The sequence below is a fragment of the Streptomyces sp. PH9007 genome (genome assembly GCF_059813725.1).
Window position 1 is genome coordinate 4547907 of record NZ_CM187440.1, and the last position, 20157, is coordinate 4568063.

The following is a 20157-nucleotide window of genomic DNA, read 5'->3' on the forward strand; positions in this document are numbered from 1 at the left end:
GTCCGTTTCCACAACGAAGGGGAGCTGTCGGATGGCCGGACTGCGCAGGACCACACCCGCCGAGCGGCAGAAGATCACCATCAGCTTCGCGGGGTTCAACCGGCCCTGGGCCGCCTGGATCGCCGACCGCCTGGAGCAGCAGGGCTGCGACGTGGCGCTCCAGCGCTGGGACCCGGCCACCGAGGTCCCGCTGGTGGAGGCCCTCAGCGACCTGCTGCTGACCGAGGGCCGGGTGCTGGTCGTCCTCAGCGACTGGTACTTCCAGATGGGGCCGCGCTCCACCGAGGAGTGGAACCAGGCGCTGCGCGCGGTCGTCGCCCCCAACCACCGCCGTTTCTCGGCCGTTTCCGTCACCTCCGCCGCGCTGCCGCCAGCCGTCGCGGCCTTCGGCGGCGCCGCCGAACTGTGGGGCGTCGGCGCCCGCGAGGCCCACCGCCGGCTGACCCACCTGCTCGGCCTCGCCGCCCAGGAGACGGACTCCTCCACCACCGTCGGCCTGCGCTCCGGCGCCCGCTTCCCGTACGACCAGCCCCGGGTGTGGGGCGGCGTCCCGCGCCGCAACATCCGCTTCACCGGCCGCGAGACCACCCTCCAGACCGTCTACCAGCGGCTCTCCGAGGCCGACGCCGGCTCCGCCGTGGTCACCCTGCTCGGCATGTCCGGCGTCGGCAAGACGCAGGCCGCCGCCGAGTACGTGCACCGCTTCGGATCCGCGTACGACGTGGTGTGGTGGGTGCCCGCCGACACCCGCGGCACCCTGCGCCAGCGGCTCGCCGAACTCGCCCCCGCGCTCGGCCTGACCACCGGCATCGAGTACGGCGAACGGCTGCGCGCCGTCCGCGACGCGCTGCGCCGCGGCGACCCCTACTCCCGCTGGCTGCTCATCCTGGACGGCGCGGACGACCCCGGCGCCATCGCCGACCTGGTGCCCACCGGCACCGGGCACGTGCTCATCACCTCCCAGAACCGCGAATGGGGCGACCACAACACCGCCGTGTGGGAGGTCCCGGTCTACGACCGCGAGGAATCCATCGCCTTCGTCCGCCGCCGCGCCCGCCGCATCACCACCACCGAGGCCGACGAACTCGCCGAGGCCCTGGAGGACCTGCCGCTCGCCCTGGACCAGACCGCGGGCGCCCTGTCCGACTCACCCATGGCGGTCACCGACTACATCCAGCTGCTGCGCTCCGGCGCGGACATCGAGATGGGGCTGCGCGTCTCGGCGGCCTTCCCCATGACGTACCTCACCGCGTTCTCGATAGTGCTGAACCGGCTGCGCGAGACCGAGCCCGCCGCGGTGGACCTGCTGCGGCTGTGCGCCTGGTTCGCGCCGGGGCCGGTACCGCTGCGGCTGCTGCGCGACGTCCCCGCCCGCGACCTGCCCGAACGCCTCGCCCACCTCATCGACAACCCGCTGCTGTGGAACGCCGCCCTCAGCAAGCTCGTCCAGTACTCCGTCATCCGCCCCGACGACCCCGGCACCGACGCGGACGGCAGCAGCCGGCACGGCCAGGACGCGCTGGTCCCCGACACCGAGACCATCCACCTGCACCGCATGGTCCACCAGGCGGTGCGCGCCGGGATGTCCGACGCCGACGCCGAGACGTTCTCCCGCGTGGTGCGCCGCGCCCTGACCGCCGCCGACCCGCGCCGCCCCGACGACACCCGGCTGTGGTCGCGCTACGCCGAACTCGTCCCCCACCTGGAGGCGTCCGGCGCGCTGCGCAGCACCCACGCCGAGACCCGCAGGCTGGTCTTCCACTCCCTCACCTACCTCTACCGCTCCGGCGAGTACCGGGCCGGCATCCAGCTGGCCGAGGCCACCGACGCCGCCTGGCGCGAGATCTACGGCGAGGACGACCCGCTGCTGTGGGAGCTGGCCTCCCAGCACACCACCCTGCTGCGCGCCGTCGGCGAGTACACCCTCACCGAGCGCATGAACCGGCAGATCATCGACAGGCTCTCCGCCGCCCGCGGCCCCAAGGACCTGGGCGTGGTACGGGCGCACGGCGGCCTCGCCGCCGACCTGCGCGGCCTCGGCCGCTACGAGGAGGCGCTCGACCAGGACCGCCGGGCCCTGGAGCTGTACCAGGAACTGGTCGGCGACAGCGACGTGCGCACCCTCAACACCCACAACAACATCGCCGTCACCCTGCGGCTGCTCGGCCGCTACGGCGAGGCCCTCGAACTCGACCGCAAGACACTGGAGATGCGCCGCGAGGTGCTGCGCTCCCGCAACCCCTGGACGCTGTCCTCCGAGCTGAGCTGCGCCCTGGACCTGCGGCTGCTGGGCCGCTACGACGAGGCGCTCTCCCTCCAGGAACGCAACGTCGAATCCCACCGCCTGGTGCTGGGCCCCGACAATCCGCGCACCCTCACCACCGAGCTGAACCTGGCGCTGTGCCTGCACCGCACCGGGGACCGGGCCGGCTCCCGAGCCCTGCTCGCCCGGCTGCTGGAACGCACCGAGGCGGTGCTCGGCGGGGAGGCCCCGCTGCACCTCAAGGTCGCCACCGACTACGCCTTCGTGCAGCGCGAGACCGGCGACCTCGACCACGCCCGCGAGATCGGCGAGTTCGCCATGCACAGCTACCAGCGGCTCCAGGGCAGCCGGCACCCGTACACCATCGGCGCCACCGCCAACCACGCGCTGGTGCTGCGGGTGGCGGGGGAGCGGCGCGAGTCCCAGTGGCTGATCGAGCGCTGCCTGGAGGAGATGACCACCGCGGTCGGCGCCGACCATCCGTGGACCCTGGGCATCGCCCTCAACACCGCCGTGGGGCGCAACCTGGAGGACGACCTGGAACGGGCCGCCGACCTCAGCCGGGAGAACGTCCGCCGCTCGGCCGCCGTCCTGGGCCGGGAGCACCCGCTGTCGCTGACCAGCCAGCTGGCGCTCGCCTCCGACCTGCGCGGACTGCGCCGCCGGCAGGAGGCCGACCAGGTGGAGGAGGCCGCGCTCAGCGGGCTGATCTCCTCCCTGGGCACCCACCACACCCACACCGTCGCCGCCCGCTCCCGCTCCCGCGTCTACTGGGACTTCGAGCCGCTGCTGCCCTGAGGGGACACAGCCCGCGACGGCACAGCGAAGCGGCGCCCGCCCCCTTCAAGGGGACGGGCGCCGCCTCGCTGTCCGCGTGCCCGGCGCCGTGCCGGGCGAGCCGCTGCTACAGCTCGAACACCTCGTTCAGCAGGGTCTGCTGCTCGACCTGGTGCCGCTTGGCCGAACCCACCGCGGGCGAGGACGACGCCGGACGCGACACCCGCCGCAGCCGGTCGGCGCCCGCCACGGAGTCCGAGCCGATGATGAGCTGGAGGTGGTCCACCAGGTTCAGCGCGATGAACGGCCACGCACCCTGGTTGGCCGGCTCCTCCTGCGCCCACACGTAGGTGGCCGCGTTGCGGTACCGGGCGATCTCGGTGCGGATCTCGTCCGTCGGCAGCGGGTAGAGCCGCTCCAGACGGATGATCGCCGTGTCCGTGACCCCGCGCTTGGCGCGCTCCGCCTCCAGGTCGTAGTAGACCTTGCCGGAGCAGAACACCACCTTGCGCACCTGGTCCGGGTCCACCGTCGCGTCACCGATCAGCGGCCGGAAGCCACCGGTGGTGAACTCCTCCGCCTTGGAGGCCGCCGCCTTCAGCCGCAGCATCGACTTCGGGGTGAAGACCACCAGCGGCTTGTGGTGCGGGTTGTGCACCTGCCAGCGCAGCAGATGGAAGTAGTTCGACGGCAGCGTCGGCGCCGCGACCGTCATGTTGTTCTGCGCGCACAGCTGGAGGAACCGCTCGATGCGGGCCGAGGAGTGGTCCGGGCCCTGGCCCTCGTACCCGTGCGGCAGCAGCAGGGTGACCCCGGAGGTCTGGCCCCACTTCTGCTCCGCCGAGGAGATGAACTCGTCCACGACGGTCGAGGCGCCGTTGACGAAGTCACCGAACTGCGCCTCCCACATCACGAGGGAGTCCGGGCGGGCCAGCGAGTAGCCGTACTCGAAGCCCATCGCCGCGTACTCGCTCAGCAGCGAGTCGTAGACGTTGAACCGGGCCTGGTCCTCGCTCAGGTACAGCAGCGGGGTGTAGTCCTCGCCGGTGTGCCGGTCGATGAGCACCGCGTGCCGCTGGCCGAAGGTGCCGCGCCGCGAGTCCTGGCCGGCCAGGCGGACGGTCGTGCCCTCCATCAGCAGCGAGCCGACCGCGAGCAGTTCGCCCATCGCCCAGTCGATCGTCCCCTCCTCGACCATCGCCGCGCGGCGCTGCATCTGCGGCAGCAGACGCGGGTGCACGGTGATCCGGTCGGGGATGTTGACCTGCGACTCGGCGATCCGCTTGACGACCTCGGAGCTGACGGCCGTCTCCACCGCCACCGGGAACTCCGCCTGCGGGGCGGGGACCTCGGCGGGGGCCGGCGAACCGGTGGCCTCGCGGACCTCCTTGAAGACCTTCTCCAGCTGGCCCTGGAAGTCCTGGAGCGCCTGCTCGGCCTCCTCCAGGGTGATGTCGCCCCGGCCGATCAGCGATTCGGTGTACAGCTTGCGCACCGAACGCTTCTTGTCGATCAGGTCGTACATCAGGGGCTGGGTGAAGGACGGGTTGTCCGTCTCGTTGTGCCCGCGGCGCCGGTAGCAGACGAGGTCGATGACGACGTCCTTGTTGAACGCCTGCCGGTACTCGAAGGCCAGCCGCGCCACCCGGCACACGGCCTCCGGGTCGTCGCCGTTGACGTGGAAGATCGGGGCCTCGATCATCCGCGCCACATCGGTGCAGTACATCGAGGAACGGGCGGCGGCGGCCGTCGCCGTGTACCCGACCTGGTTGTTGATGACGATGTGCACGGTGCCGCCGGTGCGGTAGCCGCGCAGCTGCGACATGTTCAGGGTCTCGGCGACCACGCCCTGGCCCGCGAACGCCGCGTCACCGTGGATGAGGATCGGCAGGACGGTGAAGTCCTTGCCGCCCTTGCCGATGATGTCCTGCTTGGCACGCGCGACACCCTCGACGATCGGGTCGACCGCCTCCAGGTGGGAGGGGTTGGCCGCCAGCGACACGGTGATCTGCTCACCGGACAGGCCGGTGAAGGTGCCCTCGGTGCCCAGGTGGTACTTCACGTCGCCGGAGCCGTGCATCGACTTCGGGTCGAGGTTGCCCTCGAACTCCCGGAAGATCTGCGCGTAGGACTTGCCGACGACGTTGGCCAGCACGTTCAGCCGGCCGCGGTGGGCCATGCCGATCACGGCCTCGTCCAGGGACGCGGCGGCGGCCTCGTCCAGCACGGAGTCGAGCAGCGGGATGACGGTCTCGCCGCCCTCCAGCGAGAACCGCTTCTGGCCCACGTACTTGGTCTGCAGGAACGTCTCGAACGCCTCGGAGGCGTTCAGCCGGCGCAGGATGCGCAGCTGCTCCTCGCGCTCGGGCGGGGTGTGCCCGCGCTCGACGCGGTCCTGGATCCACTTGCGTTCCTTGGGATCCTGGATGTGCATGTACTCGATGCCGGTGGTGCGGCAGTACGAGTCGCGCAGCACGCCGAGGATGTCGCGCAGCGTCATCATCGACTTGCCGTTGAAGCCGCCGACCGCGAACTCACGTTCCAGGTCCCACAGGGTGAGACCGTGCTCGGTGATGTCCAGGTCGGGGTGCTTGCGCTGCTTGTACTCCAGCGGGTCGGTGTCGGCCATGAGGTGGCCGCGCACCCGGTAGGAGTGGATCAGGTCGAACACCCGGGCGGCCTTGGTGACTTCGTCGTCGTGGTTGACGTCGATGTCCTGGTGCCAGCGGACCGGCTCGTAGGGGATCCGCAGCGCCTCGAAGATGTCGTCGTAGAAGTTGTGCTGACCGAGCAGCAACTGCGAGATCTGGCGCAGGAACTCACCGGAGGCGGCACCCTGGATGACCCGGTGGTCGTAGGTGCTGGTGAGGGTCATCACCTTGGAGATGCCCAGGCGGTTGAGCGTGGCCTGCGAGGAACCCTGGAACTCCGCCGGGTACTCCATCGCGCCGACGCCCAGGATGACGCCCTGGCCGGGCATCAGGCGCGGCACCGAGTGCACGGTGCCGATGCCGCCGGGGTTGGTCAGGGAGGCGGTGACGCCGGAGAAGTCCTCCATCGTCAGCTTCCCGGAGCGGGCCCGGCGCACGATGTCCTCGTACGCCTGCCAGAACTCGAAGAAGCTGAGCGTCTCCGCCTTCTTGATGCCGGCCACCACCAGCTGCCGGTCACCGTTGGGCTTGACCAGGTCGATGGCCAGGCCCAGGCTGACGTGCTCCGGCTTGACGAGGGTCGGCTTGCCGTCCTTCTCCGCGTAGGAGTGGTTCATGGACGGCATCGCCTTCAGCGCCTGCACCATGGCGTAGCCGATGAGGTGCGTGAAGGACACCTTCCCGCCGCGCGCGCGCTTCAGGTGGTTGTTGATGACGATGCGGTTGTCGAACAGCAGCTTCACCGGGACGGCACGGACCGATGTGGCGGTCGGCAGGTCGCGGGAGGCGTTCATGTTCTTCGCGACCGCGGCGGCCGGACCGCGCAGCGTGATCAGCTCGGGGCCCTCGGACACCTCCTTCGCCGGGGCCTTGGCCGGTGCCTTCGCCGGAGCCGCGGCGGCCGGCTTGGCGGCGGGTGCCGCCGGGGCCGGAGCAGCGGCCGGTGCCGGTGCGGCCGGAGCCGCGGGCGCCGCGGGGGCCTGACCCGCGGTCGTCGGCGGGGCCTTGGCGGGGGCGGGCGAGCCGTCCCCGGTCTGCTTGGCCTGGCCCGGCTTGTAGTCGGCGAAGAAGTCCCACCAGGCCCGGTCTACTGAGTTCGGGTCCTGGAGGTACTGCTGATAGATCTCGTCGACGAGCCATTCGTTGGCACCGAAGCCGGCGGCAGGGCTCTTCTGAGATCCGGCTTGTTCGGTCTCGACACCCGAGGTGTCCGTGGACTGTGGCGACACGGCGGCAACCGCCCTCTTCCGCTTCGCAAGGTAATGGACAGCGGGAATCAAGGCTACGCCTGAAAGGGCCTCCTCCGCAGTCCTGTGGGGCCAGCAGTCGCGTACGTCACATTCCCGGTCGGGTTTCGGCACTCGATTGTGCGGGAATCGAACCAAGTTCGGCACGATCCGGGAACGACAAAGTGACGGCTGCCGCCGCGGTGCGACTCCGTTCTCCTACGTTTTCCGACCGGAGCCGCCCCACCCCACCCGACCTGCGGTCGATGGGTGTTCGGGCCGCTCCGCCCAGGGCGAGCCTACGTCAACCCTTTACCTGGCTATTACCCGGGAGAGTGAGCCGGATGCGGCAGCCGCGTATGGACTCGGCCACACCGATCGTGCCGCCGTGCAGATCCACCGCCCAGCGCGCGATGGCCAGCCCCAGACCCGTACCGCCGTCACGCTGAGTGACACCGTTGGTCCCGCGGCCGAACCGTTCGAAGACCAGATCGCGCTGCGCGGGCGGGATGCCGGGACCCTCGTCCAGCACCTCCAGCACCAGGCCGCCCGGCTGCTGCCCCGGCCTGGCCAGCACGGTGACCGTGCCGTCGCGCGGGCTGTGCTTGATCGCGTTGTCCACCAGGTTGGTGACCACCTGATCCAGCCGCTCGGGATCGGCGTGCGCCTGCAACCCGGCCGCCACCTCCAGCCGCAGCCGCACATCCGTACGAGAGTGGCCGCGGCCCATCGCCATGTGCGCCCCGTCCATCACCGCGTCCAGATACGGCTCCACCTGGAAGGAGCGGGCCGCCAGCGGCACCACCCCGTTCTCCAGCCGGGACAGGTCCAGCAACTGCTCCACCAGCCGGCCCAGCCGCTCGGTCTGCCGCAGCGCGGTGGCCATGGTCTGCGGATCGGCCTCCGAGACGCCGTCCACCACGTTCTCCAGCACGGCGCGCAGCCCCGCGATCGGGGTGCGCAGCTCGTGCGAGACGTTGGCGACCAGCTCCTTGCGGTGCCGGTCCACGGCCTGGAGGTCGGCGGCCATCCGGTTGAAGGCGTCCGCGAGGTCGCCCAGCTCGTCGCGGCGCGCCACGTGCACCCGCCGCCCGTAGTCGCCGCGCGCCATCGCCCGCGAGGCGGCCGTCATCTCCAGCAGCGGCGCGGCCAGCGAGTGCGCCACGAACTGGGTGACCAGCAGCGAGGCGATGATCGCGATGATCGCGATGACCTGGAGCTCGATGTCCGAGCGGTAGGCCATCAGGATGAGCACGGTGGTGATGCCGACCGAGACGATCACCAGCCAGCCCAGGGCGGCCTTGACCGAGCGGTACGGGTCCAGCGGTCGCAGCAGCGACCAGGCCCGGCGGGCCAGCGGTACCCCGGGCGCGGAGGCCGGGTCGGGCACCGGCTCAGCCCTCGACGGGCGCCTGCCGGGCGACCGTGGGTTCCGCGGCGAATCCGGGGGGAGTCTCCAGGGCGTATCCGACACCGTGGACGGTGCGGATCCGCTCGGCTCCGATCTTTCTGCGGAGTGCCTTGACATGGCTGTCCACCGTACGGGTGCCGGAGGCGTCCGCCCAGTCCCAGACCTCGGCGAGCAGCTGTTCGCGGGTGAGCACCGCCCGGGGGGAGCGGGCCAGACACATGAGCAGGTCGAACTCGGTGGGGGTGAGGTGAACGTCCTTGCCCGCGGCGCGGACCCGGCGCTGGGTGCGGTCGATCTCCAGATCGCCCAGCCGTACGCTGCCGGGGCGCGGGGTGGTGGCGGCGACCGTGGCCCGCTCCACGCGGCGCAGCAGGACATGGGTGCGGGCGACCAGTTCGCGCATGGAGAACGGCTTGGTCATGTAGTCGTCGGCGCCGACGCCCAGGCCGACCAGCATGTCGGTCTCGTCGTCCCGCGCGGTGAGCATCAGCACCGGCACCGGGCGCTGGGACTGCACCCGGCGGCAGACCTCCAGGCCGTCGAAGCCGGGCAGCATGACGTCCAGGACCAGCAGGTCGGGGTGCCAGGAGGCGGCGGTCTCGACGGCGGCGGGGCCGTCGGCGGCGGTCTGCACCAGGAAGCCCTCGGCGCGCAGCCGGGCGGCGATCGCCTCCACGATCGTCGGATCGTCCTCGACCACCAGGACCCGGCGCTGGGCGCCGGGGGTGCTGGCGGTGGCGGCGGTGTGGCCGGCGGCGCGCTCGTGGGTCTGCTCGTCCTGCTCGGGGGTGCCGCCCTCGTGCGCCGGCTCACCGGTCGTCGTCCGGTCGGCCGTACGGGTGTGTGTCTGGGTCATTTTCCGCCCCCGGAAAGGTCCGTTGCCGGCCGGCTGGTGCCGGCGCTCATATGGGTGTCGCTGTCTTCAGGTGAAACGCTGGGTAGTACGTGCAGCGTAGAGCCCGGACCTGACATGCGGCTACGCGGATGGGCTGGCGTAATGATGGCTGGCGAGAAAGAGCACGTCGGGGACGCCTCGGGCAACCGCCACCTCTTCGGTCCTTACCGTCGTGAATCCGGCATCGCGCAGCTGTCGCTCAAATACGGGCGAGGGCTGGGCGGACCAGATGACCAGCACACCGCCGGGGGTGAGGGCGGCGCGGCAGGCGGCGAGCCCGGCGGGGGAGTAGAGGCCCGCGTTGTCCTCGGTGACCGTCCAGTCGGGGCCGTTGTCGATGTCCAGGCAGAGCGCGTCGTAGCGGCCGGGGGCCGCGCGCAGCTGGTCCAGCAGGTCGGCGCGGACCAGTTCGGTACGGGGGTCGGCGAGCGCGGTCGCGGTGAGCGGGCGCAGCGGCCCCTCGCGGTGCCAGTCGATGACGGCGGCCTCGCGTTCGACGACGGTGATCGAGCCCCACCGGGGTGAACCGGCGGCCTCGTCCAGGGAGAAGCCGACCCCCAGTCCGCCGATCAGCAGGGCGGGCGTGGGGGTGCGGGCGCTGTCCAGGGCGGCGAGCGCGGCGCGGATCAGCAGGCGTTCGGAGCGGCCGTCCGAGGTGTCCATCAAGAAGGTGCCGTTGGCGATGATCTGGAACAGCTCGCCGTGCCGCCGCAGCACCACCTCGCCGTACGGGCCCACCCGGCGGTCCAGCACCCGGGGCCGGTCGTCGTGGCTGTCGTGGCGGTGATCAGTCATGAGGCCCATCCTCCCGCAGCGGCCCGCGCGGTGGGGCGGCCCGCCGGAGGGCGGGCGTGCGTCACCGGATGCCGGACGGTGCGGGCGGTGCGGGGAGGAAGAGGGGCGGCGAAAGGGAGACGCCGGAAAGGGGCGGGCTCAGGACAGGGCGAGGATCACCGAGGCGTCGTCGTGGGCCTTGCCCCGCGGGTGGGCGGTTCCGGCGGGGTCGGCCCGCTCGGCCGCCCGCACCTGACCGATCAGTGCCCGTGGTCCTGACCTTTCCAGCGCGTCGAACAGGGCGGCCCAGTCGCCCAGTCCGAAGGTCTCCGTCCACCGGCTCGCTCCGTCGGTGAGCGCCGCCAGCCCGCGCACCTCCGGCCGGGGCAGCTCCCCGGTCACCGCACGCCGCACCACCTCCGGATCGGCCGCGGCCGTGAAGAAACCGCCCGGCGCGTTGCGCAGCCCCTCGATCCGGGCCGCCCGCCGCCCGGCGGGCGCCTCGCGTGCCGCGCGCAGCACTTGGTCGAGCCGGTCGTCCAGCACCGGCCGCACCACGCCGCCCTGACTCCTGATCAGCAGCGGGGAGTCGCACAGCACCAGGTACTCCACGGTGCGCGCCGACCAGCGCGCACAGACCACCGTGGCCTGCGGGGTGCGTGGGTGAGATAGTTCACACGTGCGGTGGTGAAGGGCCGCGGTACGGGTGATGGCCTGGGCCAGACACTCGGAAAGCGGGACATCCGCCAGTGAACCGGACAGCTCGACCAACGCCCCGCCGAGCCGCGCGACAAACCACGGCACCCCGTGCGCGCAGCCGTCGTCACCCGGGGGAGGGGTCACCCCGTCCAGCAGTACCAGCGTTCCCCCGTGCCCGGAGGCGGGCTGAGCCGTTCCGCAGAAGTCCTCATTGGGGCGGCCGGAATCACCCGGTTCGGATGCTGACTGAATGTACATGGCAATAGCCGTCCGTGGTCCGGGATTTGTCGGCCCATCTGGCGCAAAGAACCGTTAAGTACCCTGGCTCCAGCAGATCTTGTCAGGACCCCCGGCGGAATTCCAGTCGAATCGTGCGTTGCCCTGATGGGGCCTTATCCTCAGCTTGTCCACCAACCCCGGGTGTTGTTCACTCCTTCGGGTGGCCGGTTCAGGGACGCCGCCTTTCCGCCCCGTCAGCGCTGGCAAGGTCGTGCTGACCCCACGCGGGCCGGCGTACCCCCCGACACGCTGGACCACCCAGCCGGCCGCTCGCCGGACGCCAGGATGAGAATGCGAGCACAGGTGCGGAACACGACACTGCGCGATCCCGCCGACCCGGCATCCCCCCGCGGCAATCGCCGACGGCGCGGCAGCCGTGTCCGCAGCAGGCTGCTCATAGGGGTCTTCCTCAGCGGAATCGCCGTGCTCGGCGCCGGTGCCCCCACCGTCATCTCGGCCGGCACCGACTACAAGGACGCCCAGCGGCTGGCCGAGGAGACCGACGTCGCCGAACGCGCCCTCGCCCTCGCCCACACCCTGGCCGACGAGCGCGACACCCTCACCGCGGCGGTGGCCGCCGCCTCCGTCAGCGGCAGCCGGCAGCCCCTGGACGCGGCCCTCACCCCCGAGAACCGGGCCCGCGCCGACCGCAAGATCACCGAGCTGCGCGCCGAACTCCCCACCGCCGCCCGCGACGCCCTCACCGACCTCACCGCGCTGCGCGAGGCGGCGGAGGCCGGTGACGCCACCCCGCTGGACATCAACGCCGGCTACACCGTGATGATCGCCGCCCTGGAGGACATCACCCGGGACACGGCCCGCGCCACCCCGCCCGACGCCGCCGACCCCACCGCCGACGCGCTCCCCGACCTGATCCGGGCCGTCGACTCCTCCGCCGCCACCCGCGGCCTGCTGCTCGCCGCGCTCGTCGAGGAGGGTGAACAGGCCGAACTGGCCCGCCTCATCCACACCGCCCGCGCCCGCGAGGAGGCCGCCCTCGCCGACTTCACCGCGCTGGCCGGGCCCAGCGCCCGCGACGCCTACGCCGAGGCCGTCGCCGGCGACGAGATCGACGCAGCCGAGGAGTACCTGGCGGTCCTGGCCGCCGGCAGCGGCTTCACCGCCACCGACCGCGCCCTGGACCGCGTCGAGATCCACGACACCCTCGCCGCCCGCACCGACGCGCAGCGCACGGTGCTCGCCGACCTCAGCGCCGAACACACCGTCCGGCTCGCCAAGGCCCGCGACAGCGAGCTGATGGCCCTGCAGATCAAGTCCGGTGTGGTGCTGGTCGCCTTCACCCTGGTCCTCGCCGTCTCCGTGCAGACCGCGCGCTCGCTCACCCGCCCGCTGGCCGCCGTACGGCTGGGCAGCAGCCGGGTCGCCGCCGACCCCACCACCCAGGAACCGGTCAAGTACACCGGGCGCAACGACGAGTTCGCCGAGGTCGTCGCCGCCGTCAACGCGCTGCACTCCCGCGCCCTGGACCTGCACCAGCGCGCCCTGGAGGCGTCCCGCGACAGCGGCGGACTGCGCGCCGAACGCGACCGGCTCCTCGCCGAACAGCAGGAGCTCGGCGCCCAGCTGCACCAGCTGCACGGCGCCGTCCACGGCATGTTCGCCGACCACGCCGAACGCATCCTCATCCTCGTCAGCGAACAACTCTCGGTCCTGGAGGGCCTGGAGGAGCACGAGACCGACCCCGACCAGCTGGCCGTCCTGTTCTCCCTGGACCACCTGGCCGCCCGGGTCAGGCGGCACGGCGAGAACCTGCTGCTGCTGGCCGGCGCCGAGCCCGCCGTCATGCCGACCGAGCCGATGCCGCTGATCGACGTCCTGCGGGCGGCGGTCAGCGAGATAGAGCGGTACGAGGTGGTCGAGACCACCCCGCCCCCGGCCGTCCGCATCCTGGGCGTCGCCGCCCGCGACCTCAGCCACCTGCTGGCCGAACTGCTCGACAACGCCACCGCCTTCTCGCCCTCCGGGGCCCGGGTCCGGCTCACCGGCTGGTGCCCCGGCGCCGGCCAGGTGCTCACCCTGCACGTCGAGGACGAGGGCCCCGGCCTGTCCGAGCAGCGCATCGCCGAACTCAACGCCCGCCTCGGTGACTCCACCACCCCGCCGGCCGGCGCCGACCTCGGCCCCGGCATCGGCATGGGCCTGTACACGGTCGCGCGGCTCGCCGCCCGGCACGGGCTCGGCTGCTGGCTGCACGCCCGCCCCGGCGGCGGCACGGTCGCCGAGGTCATCGTCCCGGCCGCGCTGGTGGAGTCCACCCCCACCGGCTACGCGCCGGTCGACGGCACCGGCGCCACCCCCGCGGTGGCCGGCACCCAGGCGATCCCCACGGTCGCCCCCGCCGAACCGGCGACGGCCCCGGCCGCGCCGGCCGACCCCGTCGCCCCGGTACCCGCCCAGCGCGACGACTCGGCGGTGGCGCCCGCTCCCCCCACTCACCCCAGCCACCAGGAACACACCAGGGCGCCGGACTCGGCCGCCCCGGGAGCTGGTTCCTGGACCCCGGAGAAGACCGAGAACGGCCTGCCGGTGCGCACCCGAGGTGTCACCCCCGTAGGCTCCTTGCCGGCGTCCGAAACGCCGGATCTCACGCCCAGCCGGGGCACGGACGCCGAGGAACTACGGCGGCGGCTCGGCGGCTTCCAGCGCGGCGCCCGCGCCGGGCACCGGGATGCCGCCGCGGAGGAGGACGGTCCCGCATGACAACCCCGACAACCCCGATGAGCGATCTGCGCTGGCTGCTGACGCGGCTGGTCGAAGAGGTGCCGGGCATGCGCTCGGTGGCCGTGGTCTCGGCCGACGGCCTGCCGCTGCTGTCCAGCCAGCCCGACGCGGCGGCACGCAGCGGCTACGCCGGCCCGTACGGCGCCACCGCCGATCTCGCCACCGTGGTCTCCGGACTCGGCAGCCTCACCCGTGGCGCCGCCTCCCTCATGGAGGGCGGTGAGGTACGGCAGACCCTGGTCGCGATGGCCGGCGGCAGCCTGGTGGTGATGTCCATCAGCGACGGCTCGCTGCTCGGGGTCTACGCGGCACCGGACGCCGACATCAGCATGGTGACCTACCACATGGCCCGTTTCGTGGGCCGCGCCGGCCATCTGCTCACCCCCCAGCTGCGCGCCGAACTCCGCGCGAGCACGGCCCCCGGCACCACGGCCAGGTAAACCGGCGAACGGGGCCCGGCCGGGACAGCCGCACGGTCGCCCGCGCCCCGGCCGGTCTCCCCGCCCGGTCGGGCCGCGGAAACGTTCACCCGACGCGCCTCACGCGTGGTCGTAGCCGCCGTCCGCACCCTCGCTCGCCCACGCGGGCAGGTGCGGCGGCGTCCACGACGACAACGGCTCCGCCCCCGGATCCGGACGCACCGCGCCCAGCGGCGGATTGGCCGCCAGCGGCGACACCTTCACCTCGGCCCCCGGCCGCGGCGCGTGGATCACCATGCCGTCCCCCGCGTACAGCCCCACATGGGTGGCGTCCTCGAAGTACACCACCAGATCACCGGGCCGCAGCGCGTCCAGCTCCACCCGCTCCAGCTCCTCCCACTGCTGCTGCGAGGTACGCGGAATCCCCCGCCCCGCCCCCAGCGTCCACGCCTGCATGGTCAGCCCCGAGCAGTCGAAGGAGTCCGGGCCCTGCGCGCCCCACGCGTACGGCTTGCCGAGCTGCTCGATCGCGTACTCCAGCGCCTTCGCACCCCCGGCGGACGGCGCCCGCCCCAGATCCTCGCCCAGCGTGCCACCGGCCAGCAGCTGTTCCTGGGCACGTTGCGTCTCGGCACGCTCCAGCGCCCCCAGTTCGGACAACTCGTCACCCGAGAGCCCCACCAGCAGCGCCTCCACCTCGTCGAGACGCTCCGTCACCTCGTCACGCTGCCGCTCCCGTTCCTGGGCGAGCGCCTGCTGGGCGTCCAGCGCCGCCCGCGCCTCGCCGGCCAGCGCGCCCTCGTGCCGCTCGCCGCTCTCCAGCCGCTCCAGCGTCGCCGCCGCCTGATCCGCCGCCCGGGCCACGGTGGCCGCGCCCGCCAGCTCACGCTCCGGGTCGGCGCCCAGCAGCAGCCGCAAAGGGGCGGGGAGCACCAGACCACCGCCCCGGTACTGCTCGCGGGCGAGCGCCCCGATCGCCTCATGGGTGGCGGCCAGCTCGGTACGGGTGTCCGCCAGCTCGTGGGACAGCTCCGCGACCCGTTCGCTCTGGTCGCGCAGCCGCTCCTCGGTCGCGTTGTACGCCTCGGTGGCCGCACCCGCCCGCTCGTACAGCGTGCGCAGCTCCGCCAGCAGCGCGCTCACACCCGGCGGACCGGCGTCCACCGGTTCGGCCCGGGCGACCGGGGCGGCCAGGGTGAGAACGGCGAGCACCAGGGAGAACAGCGGCCGGAACCTGAGCGTCATGGCCCGATCATCGGCCGCCGGGGCGGGCGCGGCCCGCCGGACGGGTCCACTTGAGTGAGCATGTGATTACGGTGCGTCAGGAGGCGGAGCGGCGCCGCCACGGCCAGCGCGGGCCGCCGGACGGACGGCCCTCCGGGTCGTACACGTACATCCAGCCGCGCGGCACCCGCAGCCGCTTGGTGTACCCGGCGGCCTCCAGCCGGTAGACGTGCACCACGGTCGGCCCGCCGTCCGCGTCCGGCACCGGCACCTCGTACGTCTTCGGCGGTTTGCCGGTGGGCCCCAGCAGCACGGGCAGCGTACGGCCGTCCAGGGGCCCACCGACGAACGCGGTCTCCTCGCTCTTCACACCGGCCAGTCTCCCAGCCGGCCGTCCCGGTTCAGAACCGCAGATAGCGGGTGGGCTCGGAGACCGGAATGGTGCGGATGTTCAGCCGGTTCGGCTGCTGGTTGTTGAACGAGCTGCGCCAGTTGTACTCGTGCACCTCGACCGTGCCGTTCGCGTGCACCGCCGTCACATAGGCGACATGCCCCGCCGAGCCGGCCCCGGCGTGGTGCGCCGCCCACTGCGCGACATCCCCCACCCGGGGCGTGGCCGTGGTGCGCGGTGCCGTCCAGTCACCGGCGTCGCCCAGGAAGTCGGGCGAGGCCCGGCGCGCCAGGCCGTCCGACCGTATCGCCCAGGCCGTGAACGAGACGCAGGACGCCCGGTAGTAGCCGTGCCCGTCCGTACTGCGGGGGTTGTCGCCCCGCCACGGATAGTGGAAGGAATCCGCGAGGGAGGCGGCCGATGCGGTGGCGGATGCCGCCATCGCGGTGGTGGCGGGGAGCGCGGTGACACCGGCGGAGGTGAACGCCGTGACCGCGAGGAGGGTCGCCACCATCCGGCGGCGGACCGTACGGGGCTTGCGCATAGAGGGTGACCAGCTCCTTTCCGTGCGGGGTGATGACCGTCACCACCCCTTCCCCTGAGCGGGCGCCGAAGCCTACCCTCGTCCGTATGTCCGCACCCGCCCGCAAACTGCGCCTCGCGCTGTTCGCGAACTCGGCCTGGTGCGTTGACGACGGTCTGTGTAGCCGCTGACGCCTTCCCGGCTCCCGCGCGCCCCCCACCGCTCCTTTCGCGCCCCGCTCCCCTCGCAACCGCCGCCGCCCTCGCGCGGCGGCGCGGGCGCCCCGTACGACCCGGAGATCACCTGTGACCACCGCCCCGCCCGAGGCCGAACCCGGACCGCGGACCCTCCCCGCCACCACCTGGCTGGCCCCCGCCCCCACCTCCCTCCCCACGCCGCCCGCCCCCGAGGCCCCGGCGGTGCGCCGCGGCCCGCTGGCCGCCTTCGGCGTCATCGGCGCCGCCCTCACCGCCTACGTGTGGTCCGAGCACGGCGCCCAGCAGGCCGTCCTGCTGCTGCTCGGCCTGGGCCTGGGCTTCGCCCTCTTCCACTCCCGGTTCGGCTTCACCTCCGCCTGGCGCCAGCTGGTCGCGGTCGGCAACGGCGCGGGGCTGCGGGCCCACGCGCTGCTGCTGGGCACCACCGCTACCCTGTTCGCGATCATCATCGGCACCGGCACCGGGCTGTTCGGCTCGGTGCCCGCGCCGTCGGCGGGGAAGATCGGGCTCGGGCTGCTGATCGGCTCGTTCGTCTTCGCCATCGGCATGCAGCTGGGCGGTGCCTGCGCCTCCGGCACGCTCTTCGCGGTCGGCTCGGGACAGTCCTCCATCGTGCTCACCCTCGGCGGCTTCATCGTCGGCTCCACCCTCGCCGCCTGGCAGTTCGACCTGTGGCGCGACCTGCCCGCCTACGACGCGGTGCTGCTCTCCGACCACGTCGGCTGGCTCGGATCGTGGGCCGTCACCCTCGCCGCGCTCGGCGGGATCGTGGCCCTCACCCGGTTCGTCCAGGCCCGCCGCAACCCGCCGCCGGTGGGCGTGGTGCCCACCTCCAGGGGCCTGGCGCGTACGGTGCGCGGCTCGTGGCCGCTGGCGGCCGGCGCCCTGGTGCTGGCGGTGCTGGGCGCCGGAGTGCTGCTGGTCTCGGGCGGCGCCTGGGGCATCACCAGCGCCTTCGCCCTGTGGGGCTCCAAGATCGTCGGCGCGCTCGGCGGGAGCCCGGAGAACTGGAGCTTCTGGCAGCAGCAGGGCACGTACGGCAATCCCGTGCTCGCCGACAAGAACAGCCTCACCGACATCGGCATCATGCTCGGCGCCGGCGTGGCGGCGGCGCTCGGCGGCACCTGGGCCCTGCACCGGGGCATACCCGCCCGGACGGCGCTGGCGGCGGTGCTCGGCGGCATCCTGATGGGCATCGGCGCCCGGCTGGCCGGCGGCTGCAACATCGGGGCCTACCTGGCGGGCATCGCCTCCGGCAGTCTGCACGGCTGGATCTGGGGCGCGGTCGCCCTGCTGGGCACCTGGGCCGGGCTGAAGCTGCGGCCGGTGTTCGGCCTGGCCAACCCCCGGCCGAAGGACAGCGTCTGCTGAACGGGGGAACGGGGGTCGGTGACCGGTTCCGGATCCGTCCCGACTCCGGGGCCGATTCCCGCCTCGACGTCGCTCTCGACCTCGCACCCGACCCCGGACCGTGGGGGCGGCGTCCGGCCCCGGCCGCGGCGCCCCCGGCCGGTGTCCCGGTCTCAGCCGCTGGGCGACATGACGCTGAACGTCCGCTCGATGAGCCCGTCCAGCTGGCCGCCCGGCGGCTCCAGCGCGGCGGCCCCGCGCAGCACGCCCGCGGTCTGCTCGTCCCGGCCGGCGGTCACCAGCAACTGGGCCACGAACTGGTCCATCAGCCAGTCCCGCAGCTCATCGAGCTCGGGCTCCTTCTCCTCGTCCAGCCAGATCAGCGAGGCGGCCTCCACGGTGGTGATCCAGGTGCGCACCACCATCAGCAGCCGTGGCCCCGGCTCGGCGACCTGCATGTGCAGGAGTAACTGCCGTGCGGCGGCGAGCCGTACGCGGTCCACGATCGCGGAGGTGCGGGAGGTGCGCACCACGCTGCCGCCCTTGAGCAGCGCGACGAAGCCCTCGTCGTGCTGGTCGACGAACGCCAGATAGCGGTCCAGGCCCTGACCGAGCCGCCGGCTGAGCGGCCCCTCCTGCGGTACGGCGAAGGACTCCTCCAACTGCTCGGCGGCGTTGCGCAGGGCCGCCTCGTACAACTGCTGTTTGCCGCCGGGGAAGTAGCGGTAGACCAGCGGCCGGGAGACGCCGGCCTCCCGGGCCACGTCGTCCAGCGAGACATCCTCGGGCAGGGCGCGGGCGAACAGCCGCTGGGCGCTGGCGATCAGCTGTGCATGACGCTCCTCGACGCTGAGTCTGCGATAGGCCGGTCCGGTGAGGGCGGGGCGGCTGTTCATAACCTGAAGAGTAGTCCGCTGAAAGGGTGTCACGGGTCCCGGTCCCGATCCCCGGCGCAACCGGCGGGCCCCTCTTCCCCGACGTGACCGCGCGGGGGGTGACCTGACGGGGCATCCGGGATGGAAGCGCTCCCATCCTGACGGCGCGTTGCGCGTCCCCGGCTGGCTAGCCAGCCGGCCCCTGACCCCACCCGCCGGGCGCCGGATGCCGCTGCTGCGAGGTCAGCATCCGCACCATGCGGCTCACGTCCGACGGCGACAGGATCCCCACCACCACCCCGTCGTCGACCACCACGATCCGCCGCGCGGCACCGTTCTCCATCCGGGGCAGCACGTCGGAGATCGGCTCATCGGGCCCCACCACCTGGGTGTCCTCCATCGACTGCATGATCTCCGCCATCGTCGTGGATTCCCGCTCCTGCGCCGGAACCTGACCCGCCTGCTCCAGGGTCACCAGCCCCACCGGCCGGCCGGGCCCGCCCTCCGGCACCACCTCCACCACCGGGAACGCCGAGTGGCGCGAGCGCATCAGCACGTCCGACAGGAACTCCGACACCCGCATTCCGGCCGGTACGGTCACCGGCTCGCGGGACATCGTCTGCCGCACCGGCACGCCCGCCAGCACCTCCCGCAGCCGCGCCTGACGGCCCTCCGCCGAGGCGGCCATCACCAGGAACCAGCCGATCAGCGCCAGCCACAGCCCCCCGAAGTAGGTGGTGAACAGGAAGGAGACCAGACCGAACGCCACCAGCAGCCAGCCGAAGACCTGCCCGGCCTTTGCCGCGCCCTCCGTCGCCCGCAGCCGGTCCCCGCCGCGCCGCCACAGGAACGCCCGCAGCAGCCGCCCGCCGTCCAGCGGGGCGGCCGGGATGGCGTTGAAGACCGCGAGCAGGATGTTGATCGCCGCCAGCCAGACCACGCCCTCCACCACCGGCCCCGACCCGGACACGGCGTACAGCAGCCACGCCAGCAGCGCGAACACCCCGCCCAGGATCAGGCTCACCAGCGGCCCGACCCCGGCGATCCGCAGATCGGCGCCGGGGTTCGGCGCCTCCGTACGGATCCGGGTGGCCCCGCCCAGCAGCCACAGCACGATGTCGTCGACGGCGACCCCGTTGCGCCGGGCCACCACCGCGTGCGCCAGCTCGTGCGCGAGCAGCGAGGCGAAGAAGATCACGGCGGTGACCAGGCCGATCAGCGTGTACAGGGGCCACGCGTGCCCGGGATGGGTCTGCGGCAGCCGGCCGGCCGCGAGCCCGAACGCGATCAGGGCGAAGATCAGCACCACACTCCAGTGCACTCCGACCCTGACCCCGAGAATCCGCCCCAGCGGGAAGGTCGCCCGCACGGCCTGCCTCCTTCCGTCCCCGGTCAGGAAGCGGCCGGGTACCCGCGCTGCGGAAACCCACGCGCCTGCCT

General features: G+C 72.8%; 14 protein-coding genes. 4 read left to right on the forward strand and 10 right to left on the reverse strand.

Annotated features, from left to right (window positions below; genetic code table 11):
• The first annotated feature begins 31 nt into the window (after positions 1–31).
• Positions 32–3061, forward strand: coding sequence for an FxSxx-COOH system tetratricopeptide repeat protein (fxsT, locus tag ACTFAP_RS21110; RefSeq protein WP_400010737.1), 3030 nt, complete (start codon positions 32–34; stop codon positions 3059–3061).
• Positions 3062–3167: 106 nt separating this feature from the next.
• Here the strand turns inward: fxsT and ACTFAP_RS21115 are convergent, their stop codons facing one another.
• The 5 genes from ACTFAP_RS21115 to ACTFAP_RS21135 all read right to left on the reverse strand — a co-directional run bounded on the left by ACTFAP_RS21115 (position 3168) and on the right by ACTFAP_RS21135 (position 10954).
• A complete protein-coding gene (locus ACTFAP_RS21115) occupies positions 3168–6920 on the reverse strand; it encodes a multifunctional oxoglutarate decarboxylase/oxoglutarate dehydrogenase thiamine pyrophosphate-binding subunit/dihydrolipoyllysine-residue succinyltransferase subunit (protein ID WP_500467121.1) in 3753 nt (1250 codons plus the stop codon).
• Between the two features lie 301 nt (positions 6921–7221).
• Positions 7222–8307, reverse strand: coding sequence for an ATP-binding protein (locus ACTFAP_RS21120; protein ID WP_495681917.1), 1086 nt, complete (start codon positions 8305–8307; stop codon positions 7222–7224).
• Between the two features lie 4 nt (positions 8308–8311).
• A complete protein-coding gene (locus ACTFAP_RS21125) occupies positions 8312–9184 on the reverse strand; it encodes a response regulator transcription factor (RefSeq protein WP_030733483.1) in 873 nt (290 codons plus the stop codon).
• Positions 9185–9304: 120 nt separating this feature from the next.
• The gene (locus ACTFAP_RS21130) at positions 9305–10018 is read right to left on the reverse strand and encodes a spermidine synthase family protein (RefSeq protein ID WP_500467122.1); all 714 of its coding nucleotides are present in this window, start codon (positions 10016–10018) and stop codon (positions 9305–9307) included.
• A gap of 138 nt (positions 10019–10156) precedes the next feature.
• Positions 10157–10954: a protein phosphatase 2C domain-containing protein gene (locus ACTFAP_RS21135; RefSeq protein ID WP_500467123.1), complete on the reverse strand. Its 798-nt coding sequence runs from the start codon at positions 10952–10954 to the stop codon at positions 10157–10159.
• A gap of 324 nt (positions 10955–11278) precedes the next feature.
• On the opposite strand from ACTFAP_RS21135, the gene ACTFAP_RS21140 reads away from it, so the two are divergent.
• Together ACTFAP_RS21140 and ACTFAP_RS21145 are read left to right on the forward strand one after the other, a co-directional pair.
• The gene (locus tag ACTFAP_RS21140) at positions 11279–13696 is read left to right on the forward strand and encodes a sensor histidine kinase (RefSeq protein WP_500467124.1); all 2418 of its coding nucleotides are present in this window, start codon (positions 11279–11281) and stop codon (positions 13694–13696) included.
• A complete protein-coding gene (locus tag ACTFAP_RS21145) occupies positions 13693–14157 on the forward strand; it encodes a roadblock/LC7 domain-containing protein (protein WP_390121459.1) in 465 nt (154 codons plus the stop codon). Before ACTFAP_RS21140 ends, ACTFAP_RS21145 begins: the two co-directional genes overlap by 4 nt.
• A 99-nt stretch (positions 14158–14256) precedes the next feature.
• Here ACTFAP_RS21145 and ACTFAP_RS21150 read toward each other — a convergent pair whose 3' ends face one another.
• The 3 genes from ACTFAP_RS21150 to ACTFAP_RS21160 form a co-directional block, all read right to left on the reverse strand.
• Positions 14257–15381, reverse strand: a complete 1125-nt coding sequence (locus ACTFAP_RS21150) for a C40 family peptidase (protein WP_500467125.1) — start codon at positions 15379–15381, stop codon at positions 14257–14259.
• A gap of 76 nt (positions 15382–15457) precedes the next feature.
• Positions 15458–15730 carry a DUF8847 domain-containing protein gene (locus tag ACTFAP_RS21155; RefSeq protein WP_390121457.1) on the reverse strand — a complete coding sequence of 91 codons (273 nt, stop codon included), beginning with the start codon at positions 15728–15730 and terminating at the stop codon, positions 15458–15460.
• Between the two features lie 31 nt (positions 15731–15761).
• Complete coding sequence (locus ACTFAP_RS21160; RefSeq protein WP_451749136.1) at positions 15762–16295, reverse strand: CHAP domain-containing protein; 534 nt, start codon at positions 16293–16295, stop codon at positions 15762–15764.
• Positions 16296–16579: 284 nt separating this feature from the next.
• On the opposite strand from ACTFAP_RS21160, the gene ACTFAP_RS21165 reads away from it, so the two are divergent.
• Positions 16580–17863 (forward strand): YeeE/YedE family protein, encoded by a 1284-nt coding sequence (locus ACTFAP_RS21165; RefSeq protein WP_500467126.1) that lies wholly within the window; start codon positions 16580–16582, stop codon positions 17861–17863.
• Positions 17864–18015: 152 nt separating this feature from the next.
• Here ACTFAP_RS21165 and ACTFAP_RS21170 read toward each other — a convergent pair whose 3' ends face one another.
• Both ACTFAP_RS21170 and ACTFAP_RS21175 read right to left on the reverse strand, forming a co-directional pair.
• Positions 18016–18738, reverse strand: a complete 723-nt coding sequence (locus ACTFAP_RS21170; protein WP_500467127.1) for a TetR/AcrR family transcriptional regulator — start codon at positions 18736–18738, stop codon at positions 18016–18018.
• A 166-nt stretch (positions 18739–18904) separates the two neighbouring features.
• The gene (locus ACTFAP_RS21175) at positions 18905–20086 is read right to left on the reverse strand and encodes a site-2 protease family protein (protein ID WP_500467128.1); all 1182 of its coding nucleotides are present in this window, start codon (positions 20084–20086) and stop codon (positions 18905–18907) included.
• Positions 20087–20157: the final 71 nt, after the last annotated feature.

Bases quoted from the DNA above. Each gene is read 5' to 3' on its own strand.
- fxsT (WP_400010737.1), top strand. From the start codon at position 32: ATGGCCGGACTGCGCAGGACCACACCCGCCGAGCGGCAGAAGATCACC.
- ACTFAP_RS21125 (WP_030733483.1), bottom strand. From the start codon at position 9,184: ATGACCCAGACACACACCCGTACGGCCGACCGGACGACGACCGGTGAG.
- ACTFAP_RS21130 (WP_500467122.1), bottom strand. From the start codon at position 10,018: ATGACTGATCACCGCCACGACAGCCACGACGACCGGCCCCGGGTGCTG.
- ACTFAP_RS21135 (WP_500467123.1), bottom strand. From the start codon at position 10,954: ATGTACATTCAGTCAGCATCCGAACCGGGTGATTCCGGCCGCCCCAAT.
- ACTFAP_RS21145 (WP_390121459.1), top strand. From the start codon at position 13,693: ATGACAACCCCGACAACCCCGATGAGCGATCTGCGCTGGCTGCTGACG.
- ACTFAP_RS21150 (WP_500467125.1), bottom strand. From the start codon at position 15,381: ATGACGCTCAGGTTCCGGCCGCTGTTCTCCCTGGTGCTCGCCGTTCTC.
- ACTFAP_RS21160 (WP_451749136.1), bottom strand. From the start codon at position 16,295: ATGCGCAAGCCCCGTACGGTCCGCCGCCGGATGGTGGCGACCCTCCTC.
- ACTFAP_RS21170 (WP_500467127.1), bottom strand. From the start codon at position 18,738: ATGAACAGCCGCCCCGCCCTCACCGGACCGGCCTATCGCAGACTCAGC.